An 11,005-nucleotide genomic window follows, 5' to 3' on the forward strand; every position below is an offset into this window, starting at 1 on the left:
TAAACCGTTTTAAACAAATTTAAGATTGAGAGAAAACTATGTCAGATTTAGAAATTTTTAATACTTATGAATCCGAAGTTCGCGGGTACATTCGTTCTTTCCCGACTATATTCGACACCTCTAAGGGTGCCGAAATTTGGGACACCAATGGTAAACGTTACATCGACTTTTTCGCCGGTGCCGGTGCCTTGAACTACGGCCACAACAATCCGACAATCAATACCGCGATTATTGAATATCTGCAACGTAACGGTATTGGTCACGCCCTGGACATGGGGACGGTCGCCAAGAAAGAATTTATCGAAGCTTTCGTTACCAAAATCCTGCAACCGCGTCACCTGAACTACAAGCTGCAATTTGTCGGCCCGACAGGAACCAACGCCATCGAGACGGCGCTGAAAATCGCGCGTAAGGTAAAAGGCCGCAAACAGGTAATGAGTTTCACCAACGGTTTCCACGGTATGTCGATGGGTTCTTTGAGTATTACCGGTAACCAGTATTACCACGACGACAGTTACGGCGTTCCGGGTTATACCTATCAGGTACCTTTCCATAACTACCTTGGTGATAAGGTCGATACCATCGCTTACCTGCGCAAAATTCTTGAAGATGCATCTTCAGGTACCGAACTGCCGGCAGCGATCGTACTGGAAACCATTCAGGCCGAAGGTGGGATTAATGTCGCCGGTCCACAATGGCTGAAAGACCTGCGTAAGATCTGTGATGACTTCGACATTCTGATGATTGTGGATGATATCCAGGTCGGTAACGGTCGTACCGGTGACTTCTTCAGTTTTGAACGCGCCAACATTCAGCCTGACATCGTTACGCTGTCGAAATCCATCGGTACCGGTCAACCTATGTCGCTGGTACTGATGAAACCGGAACTCGACAAATGGTCTCCGGGTGAACACTCAGGTACCTTCCGCGGTAACAACCTGGCATTTGTCGCCGCTGCCACCGCTATCAACGAATACTGGTCTGACGACAACTTTGCCAACGAAAACAAAGAAAAATCCAAATTAATTGAAGAGCGTATGCAAGATTTGGCGCTTTCGTATCCGCACCTGACGAAAGATGTTCGCGGACACGGCTTTATCTGGGGGATTGAATTCCGTGACCCGGAATTGTGCGGCAAAGTATGCAGCGAATGTTTCGAAAAAGGTCTCGTCATTGAAACGGCCGGTTCGGAAGGCAATGTCATTAAATTCTTGGGGCCTCTAGTCATCTCTGAAGAGCTGATCAACGAAGGTTTCGACATCCTGAAGAACGCGATTAAAACCTGTTCGGCAGATTACTAATCCAGAAACGATGAATAAGAAAAGGCTTGCCGCTCGGTGAGCCGAAAACAAGGAATTTCCATGATTGTAAAAAACCTATATGACGATGTTATCGGCACCGATGCCGATGTTGACAGTAAACAATGGACCAGCCGCCGTTTGCTGCTGGCCAAAGACGGCATGGGCTTCTCCCTGCACGACACTTTGATCAAGGAAGGCGAAGATCTTCACCTCTGGTATAAAAACCACCTTGAAGCGGTGTACTGCATTGAGGGTGAAGGTGAAATCTACGATAAAGCGACCGGAATTACTCACCCGATCCGCGAAGGGACTGTCTACGCATTGAACGAGCATGATCAGCATATCCTTCGCGCCAATAAGGGCTCGCAAATGCGCATGGTCTGTGTATTCAACCCACCGGTCACCGGGCGTGAAACGCACGACAAAGACGGCTCTTACAACCTTCCAAGCGAAGACTAAGCGTTTTTAAGGATCCTTTCGGAAAGGCGTATTTTTTTAATGAATCGCGCTTTCCGAAGAAGATTAATTCTTCCCTTGAGAAAAGTGTGGCGGTAAAATATCGCCCATTTTTCTCAGGCAAGTAAATGGCCCTTAAAAATCGTTTTAGAGATCGCTAAACCTATGTCAAACCAAGAAAATTCACAAAGCGCGCCCCGTCAACTAAGTGTTGAAAAAGTCGGCGGCACCTCAATGAGCGCCTACGAAGCGGTGCGCGATAACATCGTGCTCTATCCGGCATCCCCTTACAATCGGGTTCTGGTCGTCTCGGCCTACGGCGGCGTGACCAACCTGTTGCTTGAGCACAAAAAAACCGGACAACCCGGTGTTTACGGCTTGTTTGCCCGTGGCGACGACAGCCATAACTGGCAGGAAGCGCTGGAAACCTTGCGTGCAGAACTGTTAAAAATCAACAGTGAACTGTTCAGCGACGGTGAACAGCTGAAACATGCCAACGCCTTTATCGATGCCCGTATCACCGACACACGAGAAGTACTGGTTCACCTGCATGAAATCTGCCGTCACGGCCACTTCGAACTGCGTGAACATCTTTTGACCGTGCGCGAGCTGCTGGCTTCGATCGGTGAAGCCCATTCGGCCTACAACCTGGCTGAATTGCTCAAGAACCAAGGGGTCAACAGCGTATTTGTCGACCTGACCGGCTGGGATCGTAAAGAGATCCTGCCTTTGGACGAGCATATCGAAACCGCTTTCGCCGATGTCGACTTTAGCACCACCTTACCGATCGTCACCGGTTATGCACACTGTGAAGAAAACCTGATCAGTACCTTTGACCGCGGTTACTCGGAGATGACCTTTAGCCGCATCGCCGTTATGCTGAAAGCGACCGAAGCCGTCATTCATAAGGAATTCCACCTTTCTTCCGCGGACCCACGTCTGGTCGGTGAAGAGAACGCGGTACCGATCGGAAAAACCAGTTACGACATTGCCGACCAACTGGCCAACCTCGGTATGGAAGCGATTCACCCGGGTGCAGGTAAAGGCTTGCGTCAGGCACGAATCCCGCTGCGCATCATGAACACTTTCGAACCGGAGCATCACGGTACGCTGATTACTGCGGACTATAAGAGCGAGGAACCGAAAGTCGAAATCATCGCAGGTATGGATTCACTGATTGCTGTCGAAATCTTCGATCAGGAAATGATGAACGAACAGGGCAACTACGAAGCCCAGATTCTGAAAGTGACCAATCGCAATAAGTGCCAAGTGGTAAGTAAGGATTTCAACGCCAATACGATCACCCTGTATATCAACAGTACCTTGAACAAGGTAAACCACGCGACCAGTCAACTGGAAGAACTGTTCCCATCGGCGCAGATTACCACCAGCAAACTGTGCATGGTTTCGGCAATGGGCAGTAATATGCGCGTCAAGGGGCTTCTGGCCAAAGCGATCCAAAGCTTGGCCGACAAAGGCATCAATATCGAAGCCATGCATCAGAATACCCGTCAGGTAGAGATGCAGATCTTTGTCGATTCCGACTGCTACGCAACCGCCGTCAAAGCGTTGCACCAGAAACTGATTGAGGTGCACGATCACGGTATGGCAATCGCCTCGCACTAAAAGTGCTACATACGCGCCGGCATTCGATCGGCCTTGAAAAAGAAAAGCGATGACGGATCTTCCGCCATCGCTTTTTTTCACTTCGTAGCCCTGAAAATTACCGGCGCGATCTCCTCTGCTCCCCATAGTGGAGATTAAACCGAATCATCTGCAAGAAGCAACATGTAATACTCGCCGTAACCACTATAAATTGTTACCATTAAAAACCAAAAACACAACCTATAGTAAAAAAACACAAGAAAGAGAGAACTCCTGAAATATTTTAAATGACAATTAATCTCATTCAGTACTAAAATAGTCAATCTCTTAAAATTTCGGGGCCAAGCCCCTGTTTCGATTTAGAAGGAATAAACGGATATGAGTTGCCAAGATAAAAACACCTACTCAACTTTTTGTCAGGGTCACAATAATGCAATGAAAGAGCCGATGTTCTTTGGACAAAATGTGAATGTGGCGCGTTACGATCAGCAGAAATATCCGTTTTTTGAAAAATTGATCGAAAAGCAACTTTCCTTCTTTTGGCGCCCTGAAGAAGTAGACATCTCAACCGACCGTTCCCAGTATTCGCAACTGCCGGAAAACGAGCAGCATATCTTCGTCAGCAACATTAAATACCAGACCCTTCTGGACTCGGTTCAGGGACGCAGCCCAAACGTCGCGTTGCTGCCTCTGGTATCCATTCCTGAACTGGAAACCTGGATCGAAACCTGGGCCTTTTCGGAAACGATTCACAGTCGCTCCTATACGCACATTATCCGCAATATCTTCACCAATCCGTCCGAAGTATTTGACGATATTGTCGATAACGACGAAATCACCAAGCGCGCACTGGCTGTCACCTCGCACTATGACGAACTGATCGCCTTGACCAACAAAATGTACGCCGAAGAGATTGACCTGAATGACAATCCGGAATTCCGCAAACAGATCAAGAGCCAACTTTATCTGACCATGGTTTCGGTCAATGTTCTGGAAGCCATCCGTTTCTATGTTTCCTTCGCCTGCTCATTCAGCTTTGCCGAAAGATCGCTGATGGAAGGTAACGCCAAAGTCATCAAACTGATTGCCCGCGATGAAGCTTTGCATCTTTCTGGAACCCAGAACATCCTTAATCTGATGGCCGATGGCAAAGATGACCCTGAAATGGCTGTCATCGCCAAAGAACAGAAGGAAGCGGCCATCGAAATTTTCCGCTCTGCAGCGCAACAGGAAAAAGAGTGGGCCGAATACCTGTTCAAGGACGGCTCGATGATCGGTCTGAATGCCAGCATTCTCAAAGAGTATGTCGAATACATTACCAATGTGCGCATGAAAGCGCTGAATCTGGAACCGATTTTCGAAAACCGCAGTAATCCGCTGCCATGGATGAATAACTGGCTGGTCAGCGATAATGTACAGGTCGCTCCGCAGGAATCGGAAATCAGCTCCTACCTTGTAGGGCAAGTCGACTCCAAAGTCGATACCAACGACTTCAGCGACTTCTCCCTATAAGGGTTACACTTCTCATTTTCCGTCGGCGGCAGAGTTTCTGCCGCCTCTCTCCCCCCGTCATAAATTTTTCACCTAGCTGTGACATAAGCGTCATTCGTGCTCACTAAACTGGCCGAATGAAACGATGTTATTTAGCTTTTTTACGCCACGCACAGTACGAACAACAGCCGCAGACGCCAAGCGCCCTACAACCCTACGGATTGACTGAAGAAGGGTTTGCGCAAAGCCGCAAGGCCGCCAAAGCGCTGCAAAAACTGATCAAGCACCAAAAGTGGCAACTTTACCCAAGCATTTACAGCTCGAATCTGTTGCGCTCCTGGCAGACTGCCACCGAAATCAAGCACCAACTCAAACAGTCCTGTCAGATAGAAACGACCTCTGCGTTGAACGAGCGTTCCGTCGGTGCTCTGGCCAATCTGACGCTTGAACAGATTGAAGCAGTGATTGACCAGGATCCTCGGTTCGCACCTCTGCCACCGCACTGGAAAAGCAATTCCGACTTCTGCCTGCCGGTAGACGGTGCCGAATCCCTTATGCAGGCCGGCACACGTGTCAGCCAGTTCATTCAACAGACTGCTCTTCAGGTCATGGCCAACAGCGAGTCGAATAATCAGTTGATCGTAATGGTCGGCCATGGTGCAGCCTTTCGTCATGCCGCCTATAAACTCGGTCTGCTGGAAAAAGCGGAGATCGGTCGTTACTCAATGCACTATGCGCAACCGATGGTTTTCGAATGCCGCCTAAAGGGACACCAACTGGAAATCGACCTGCTCGCCGGAAAATGGAAAGTGCGTCAGGAAGAAGAACGCCCTGATTAAACGGATCGCAAAATTTTAGTGGAGGACTTCTGATGAATGCCCTGACAGAAAGTTGGTCGACTGCCAACGAATTCAATCCCCCTCACCGCTGGCAGACGCCGGGAAAAGATATCTACTTTTTCTGCGACCTGCATGCCGATGCCGACGCTCTGCTCAACTCCCTGAAATTAAGCGGACTGATCGAACAGCGTTCGACTCATGAAACGCTTTATCTTTCACCCGGCGCAGAAAACGCTCAGATTCTGATCGGCGGGGACTGCTTTGACAAAGGCCCGAGTAATCTGGCGCTATTCCGTCTGTTGAATCAACTGCGTACACGCCATCCCGACCTGGTTCTGCTGTCAGGCAATCACGATCTGAGAGTCTATGCCGGACTTTTAGCCACCAATCATCTGGACGATCTGCGACAATCCCACTTTTTCGTACGAATGGGGCGAAAAACCGCCGCTTTTTTCGCCGAAATCTTCGAGCAGTATTGCTGGAATGAAAAAGTTGAACCTTTACCACAGAGCCTGATTGAAGCTCAGCTGATGCCCGACGAGCAGTGGTTTGAACTTTTTCCGCAGTACGCCTGTAACTTTATGAGCGACAAACAGCTCAAAAAAGAGCTCAAGCAGATCCGCAAAAAGAAACTGGACTTCATCGAGGCGTGGAGTGCATACGGTTATGACTGGAATCAACTGATGCAAGCGGTTAACAAAGCCAAGCAGTTGTTCATCGAAGCAGAGGGGGAATTTTCCTGGTTCTTCCAAAACCTGCAATTAATGCAGCAGCATGGCAGTTATCTTTTTTGCCATGCTGGAATCGACGACCGGATCGCACACCGTCTGCTGAAAGAACCGGTCGAACGCATCAACCAACAGTTCAATCAGGCATTACAGCAAGGCAAGATTTTCGAAATCTACTACAGTGAACTGGGGAATGTCGTGCGCACCAAATACCGCAATAAAGACTGGGCCTTTTCAGAACTGGGCGCGCAGGCTCTGAAAAACCAGCGAATCTATGCACTGGTTAACGGACATCGGGCCCACCACAACGGTCAACAACTGGTTATTCGTCAGGGCATTCTGCATTTTGAATGCGATACGGAACTTAACGCCAACTGCCGAGCCAAAAGCAACCTGCCGGCAAACGGTCAAGCTGTTACAATATTCTCTTCCGACGGCACGGTTCAGGCGTTAAGCAACGATCTGAGCGCGCCGAAACAGTTCCACCCTTCAAGGTTCACAAACCCGAACGTTAGATACAATTGATCAGCGGGTAAAAGAGGGCGTTCATAATGGCAAAGAAACCGCAATACTTCGAGCATGAATCTCTGCAAGACAAAGAGTCCGTTGTTAATTATCTGAAAGCCCTGTCCAAAGGGATCGAAAAGGGCGAAATTCTGCTGTCGGACGATGAAGATACCCAGATCATCAATACCAGCGAACTTACGCAAATGAATATCAAAGCCAGCAAAACCAAAAAAGAACAGAGCCTGCGCATCAAACTCAGCTGGACCAACGATACCGATGACGACGACCCGGATAATGCACCGCTTTTTATAAAAGCCAAAAAGCCCAAGAAAAAGAAATAAGCCTCTTGTTCACCGATCTGTCTTGTCAATTTCACGGTACACAACCACTATGAATCATTTTCCCGAGGTCTATGAAAGTCTGCGCTTTCTATTGATCGATCTGCAAAAACAGCTGCAAACCATCTACGACGGCATCGCGGAAAATGATCCGAGCCTGTTCCTTAAAAGCCTCGAACGTATCGACTATATCGAAAACGCCCATCTCAGCTTACTGAACCGCTCTTACAACAGCAGCCTGCGACAAGACCGCGAATATCAGGCTCAGCTGCAGGGCTTTGAACATATTTCCTATAGCCTGCATCACCTCTCCTCGCAGCTCGAAGCCTTATGCTTTCAATTGGAACAGTGCAAATCACTGAAACTGTTGCAGAAAAAGCGTATCTTCGCAGCGCTTGAAGACCTCAATAAAGGATTGTCGCTGATCGAACCGGCCGTCGAAAGTGAAGAGCTGACCCTGTCGATCGACATCTGCCAGCTCCAGGGGCGGATTGAGAAAAGCTGTCGTCAGCAACTGGACCGCTATCAGGACAACCTGAAAACCGGACAGTACAGCCAGGCACTGATGCAAAGCAGCTTTATCGTCCGCGACATTCTGAATATGGCCGATGCCCTACTTAAAATCGGAGAAGGAATTATCTCCGGTAAACTCGGTCAGTTTATCCAGATTGACCGTTATCAGACGCTGGAAGCCAGCTTGTCCGAACTGGATTACGACCTGACCGAACAGAGCATCAATATCCACTCTATGGGCGAAACCAAATCCGGCTGTACGATTTCCGGCGTCACCTCGGCCAGCGAAGCGCAGGAAGAGATTCTGGCGATCTTTAAACAGGGACGTAAAGACAAGCTTCTGGAAGAAAAGATCGGTATCGAAAGCTGGCACGAGAAATTCCCCGGGATCGCTCCGGAAGTGTATTCCTATCAGAAACAGGGCGACAAAGCCGCATTGCTGTTTGAATACCTGACCGGAAAGACCTTCGACAAGCTGCTTCTGGAAGACCGTCAGGCGCTGCAATCCGGTCTGAACCGATTGTTTGCCACCCTCAGCGAAATCTGGCAAGCCACCGAAAAAAGCAAGCCGATCAGCGCTAACTTTATGCGGCAGCTGCAGAAACGACTGAAAAACGTCTACGCCGTACACCCTGAATTCAACCTTAAAAGCAAGGGACTGCGCATCGGCGATGCCCAGCAGGCGTCATTGGAACAGCTGATCAAGCAGGCCGCCAAACTGGAAGAGAAGTTTCAGGTGGCCAATGCGGTTTATATTCACGGCGACTTCAATGTCGACAATATCCTTTACGATGCCGAAAAGGACGATATCAGCTTTATCGACCTGCATCGCTCCGAATACCTTGACTACACTCAGGACCTCTCGGTACTGATGGTCTCTTTCTACCGCCTGACCAACTACGATCCGAAAGTGCGTCGGCGCATCCGTCTGACCATCGAAGCGATTTACGACTTCGGTGCCGACTATGCCGAACAGAATAACGATAATGACTATGCAAAACGCATGGCACTCGGACTGGCGCGTTCTTTTATCAGCTCGACCCGCTTCGTGCTCGATAAGGAACACGCCAAATCCATGCTCTTTAAGGGGCGTTACCTCTTGGAACAACTGATAAATCTTCCGAAAAAAGAACTGCCCAACTATCAGCTACCAAAGGAGCTCTTCCGTGACTAATTTGAAAATTGGCGTTGTCGGTATTCCCGGCAAATGGTCAACCGAAGTCCTGGCCGACGAGATCGAAGCGAAAACCGGTTTCCGGATGGTCATCGATATCGAAAAAGTCGTCGCCGATCTCTCGACGCCGAAAGTCACCTATCAGGGGCAGTGCCTGTGCGAACTCGACGGCATTATTATCAAAAAGATCTCTCAGACCTACAGCCCGATGGTGATCGACCGTCTGGAAATTCTGCGTTTCGTCGAATCCTGCGGTGTGAAAGTCTATTCCAAACCGAGCGAGATCATCCGCCTGGTGGATCGCATGAGCTGCACCATCTCCCTGGCGCGGGCAAAAATCCCCATGCCGAAAACGTGTATTACCGAAGATCACGACGCCGCCTTCAATACCGTCAAAGAATTCGGTGAAGTGGTGCTCAAGCCGCTGTTTTCCACCAAGGCGCGCGGTATGGAAGTGATAAAGGCGGATCAGAAGGAGAGCGAAATCCGCAAACAACTGCAGGCGTTCTATCACACGCATCAGTTTTACTACATTCAGCAGAAAATGAATTTGCCCGGTCATGACATGGGGCTGGTTTTCCTCGGCGGCGAATATCAGGGCGCCTATGCCCGGGTCGCCAACGGCGACAGCTGGAACACTACCATTCACTCCGGAGGCAAATACGCCGAAGTGAAGCCGTCGCAGGAAATCATCGACATGGCCCAAAAAGCACAGGCGCAGTTTGACCTCTCCTATACCACGGTCGATATTGCCGAAACCGATCAGGGGCCGGTCTGTTTTGAAGTGTCTGCATTCGGAGGGTTCAAAGGCGCCAAAGAAGGATTGAACCTTAATATGGCGCAGGCCTACACTGATTACGTCATTCAGGATTTACAGAAAAGCGATGCCAATGATTAATGCGTCCCTGATTTCGGAATTGATTGCCAGCCAGCCTGAGGTGCACTCTTCCTGCCTGGAGATTAACCTTAAAGACGCCTGTTACCGAGTGCACAGCAACAGTGAAACTTTGTTGCAGGAGCTGGCCGACTATTTCGGTAATCTGTCCGTGTGGAGCGACGAGGACACGAATAGCGATAAGACGCAAACTTGGGAGACGATTTTTATCTTCGAATCGTCCCTTGCTGAAGAACTGATTGCCGCCACCGACTGGCAGGACTGGAAACGCGAAGCCGGCAAAAGCGGACGCAAAGATGCGGTTTATGATCTCGACACTGCGCACGGCAAACTGCGCCTGCTGTATAAGGTCAAAACCGGGATGCTGTTCCTGCAACCGGCCAGACCGACCCCGGAGTTTCCTCTTATGGCCTTCGGCCCTGCGGAAAAGCATCCCAACCAGATTATCAACTTTATTCTGACCCAGTATCTGAACCGGCATATTCGAAGCAACTGGCTGCTCGGGCACGCCGCAGGCTTGCAGATCAAACAACAGGGTGTCGCCATCGCCGGGCTCTCCGGCGGCGGTAAATCGACTCTGATGCTGCATCTTCTGGAAGAAGGTGAACACTTTATCAGTAATGACCGTCTGCTGTTTAAAGCGGATGCCGCAGAGCACATGCTGATGCGCGGCATCCCAAAGCAACCGCGAATCAACCCGGGCACAATTGTTCATAACCCGCGTCTGCACTCGCTGATTAGCGAACAGCAACGCAGCGAATTTCTCGCCATGCCACAGGAAGCACTGCGCGCTCTGGAGATGAAATTCGATGCCCCGGTAGACCGGCTGTATTGGGAAAACTGCTATGTTCAGGAGCGTGAACTGGACTGGATAGTGATTCTGAACTGGCAGGCGGTCAGCAATGAACGCACTCAAGTGCATCGCACAACTTTGCAGGAGTCGCCGCACCTGATCCCGGCACTGGTCAAAAGCCCCGGCCCTTTTTACAGCGACGCCTCGGGCGAATTTCTGAAAAACGGTCTGATTCCGAATCCCCTCGACTATCAGCAGGCTTTAGGCAAAGTACCGGTTCTGGAACTGACCGGCAAAATCGATTTCACCGAAGCCAAATCGTTAATACTCGACCAACTGAATCAGTCGTCAGAAAACCTGTAATT

At 49.7% G+C, this 11,005-nt stretch carries 10 protein-coding genes; all 10 read left to right on the forward strand.

The genetic code is table 11. The features are described from left to right. Positions 1 to 38 precede the first annotated feature (38 nt). The 10 genes from ectB to HQN79_RS09940 all read left to right on the forward strand — a co-directional run bounded on the left by ectB (position 39) and on the right by HQN79_RS09940 (position 11,003). Complete coding sequence (ectB, locus tag HQN79_RS09895) at positions 39 to 1,301, forward strand: diaminobutyrate--2-oxoglutarate transaminase (RefSeq protein ID WP_173286090.1); 1,263 nt, start codon at positions 39 to 41, stop codon at positions 1,299 to 1,301. 60 nt (positions 1,302 to 1,361) lie between these two features. After that, complete coding sequence (locus HQN79_RS09900) at positions 1,362 to 1,760, forward strand: ectoine synthase (RefSeq protein ID WP_173286091.1); 399 nt, start codon at positions 1,362 to 1,364, stop codon at positions 1,758 to 1,760. A gap of 162 nt (positions 1,761 to 1,922) precedes the next feature. Next, complete coding sequence (locus HQN79_RS09905) at positions 1,923 to 3,383, forward strand: aspartate kinase (protein ID WP_173286093.1); 1,461 nt, start codon at positions 1,923 to 1,925, stop codon at positions 3,381 to 3,383. A gap of 357 nt (positions 3,384 to 3,740) precedes the next feature. Beyond that, the gene (gene nrdB / locus HQN79_RS09910) at positions 3,741 to 4,874 is read left to right on the forward strand and encodes a class Ia ribonucleoside-diphosphate reductase subunit beta (RefSeq protein ID WP_173286095.1); all 1,134 of its coding nucleotides are present in this window, start codon (positions 3,741 to 3,743) and stop codon (positions 4,872 to 4,874) included. A gap of 116 nt (positions 4,875 to 4,990) precedes the next feature. After that, the gene (locus tag HQN79_RS09915; RefSeq protein WP_173286097.1) at positions 4,991 to 5,692 is read left to right on the forward strand and encodes a histidine phosphatase family protein; all 702 of its coding nucleotides are present in this window, start codon (positions 4,991 to 4,993) and stop codon (positions 5,690 to 5,692) included. A 32-nt stretch (positions 5,693 to 5,724) separates the two neighbouring features. Beyond that, positions 5,725 to 6,945 carry a metallophosphoesterase gene (locus tag HQN79_RS09920; RefSeq protein ID WP_173286099.1) on the forward strand — a complete coding sequence of 407 codons (1,221 nt, stop codon included), beginning with the start codon at positions 5,725 to 5,727 and terminating at the stop codon, positions 6,943 to 6,945. A gap of 26 nt (positions 6,946 to 6,971) precedes the next feature. Beyond that, a complete protein-coding gene (locus tag HQN79_RS09925) occupies positions 6,972 to 7,268 on the forward strand; it encodes an amphi-Trp domain-containing protein (RefSeq protein WP_173286101.1) in 297 nt (98 codons plus the stop codon). A 49-nt stretch (positions 7,269 to 7,317) separates the two neighbouring features. Further along, the gene (locus HQN79_RS09930; protein ID WP_173286103.1) at positions 7,318 to 8,952 is read left to right on the forward strand and encodes a phosphotransferase; all 1,635 of its coding nucleotides are present in this window, start codon (positions 7,318 to 7,320) and stop codon (positions 8,950 to 8,952) included. After that, a complete protein-coding gene (locus tag HQN79_RS09935; RefSeq protein WP_173286105.1) occupies positions 8,945 to 9,850 on the forward strand; it encodes a GAK system ATP-grasp enzyme in 906 nt (301 codons plus the stop codon). The genes HQN79_RS09930 and HQN79_RS09935 overlap by 8 nt, the downstream gene beginning before the upstream one ends. Further along, on the forward strand, positions 9,837 to 11,003 hold the full coding sequence (locus HQN79_RS09940) for an HprK-related kinase B (protein WP_173286107.1): 1,167 nt from the start codon (positions 9,837 to 9,839) through the stop codon (positions 11,001 to 11,003). Before HQN79_RS09935 ends, HQN79_RS09940 begins: the two co-directional genes overlap by 14 nt. Positions 11,004 to 11,005: the final 2 nt, after the last annotated feature.

This window comes from Thiomicrorhabdus xiamenensis, assembly GCF_013282625.1.
Classification (GTDB): Bacteria; Pseudomonadota; Gammaproteobacteria; order Thiomicrospirales; family Thiomicrospiraceae; genus Thiomicrorhabdus; species Thiomicrorhabdus xiamenensis.

What these genes read in the sequence shown, in the direction of transcription:
- ectB (WP_173286090.1), top strand. Translation starts at nt 39, where the DNA reads ATGTCAGATTTAGAAATTTTTAATACTTATGAATCCGAAGTTCGCGGG.
- HQN79_RS09900 (WP_173286091.1), top strand. Translation starts at nt 1,362, where the DNA reads ATGATTGTAAAAAACCTATATGACGATGTTATCGGCACCGATGCCGAT.
- HQN79_RS09905 (WP_173286093.1), top strand. Translation starts at nt 1,923, where the DNA reads ATGTCAAACCAAGAAAATTCACAAAGCGCGCCCCGTCAACTAAGTGTT.
- nrdB (WP_173286095.1), top strand. Translation starts at nt 3,741, where the DNA reads ATGAGTTGCCAAGATAAAAACACCTACTCAACTTTTTGTCAGGGTCAC.
- HQN79_RS09915 (WP_173286097.1), top strand. Translation starts at nt 4,991, where the DNA reads ATGAAACGATGTTATTTAGCTTTTTTACGCCACGCACAGTACGAACAA.
- HQN79_RS09920 (WP_173286099.1), top strand. Translation starts at nt 5,725, where the DNA reads ATGAATGCCCTGACAGAAAGTTGGTCGACTGCCAACGAATTCAATCCC.
- HQN79_RS09925 (WP_173286101.1), top strand. Translation starts at nt 6,972, where the DNA reads ATGGCAAAGAAACCGCAATACTTCGAGCATGAATCTCTGCAAGACAAA.
- HQN79_RS09930 (WP_173286103.1), top strand. Translation starts at nt 7,318, where the DNA reads ATGAATCATTTTCCCGAGGTCTATGAAAGTCTGCGCTTTCTATTGATC.
- HQN79_RS09940 (WP_173286107.1), top strand. Translation starts at nt 9,837, where the DNA reads ATGCCAATGATTAATGCGTCCCTGATTTCGGAATTGATTGCCAGCCAG.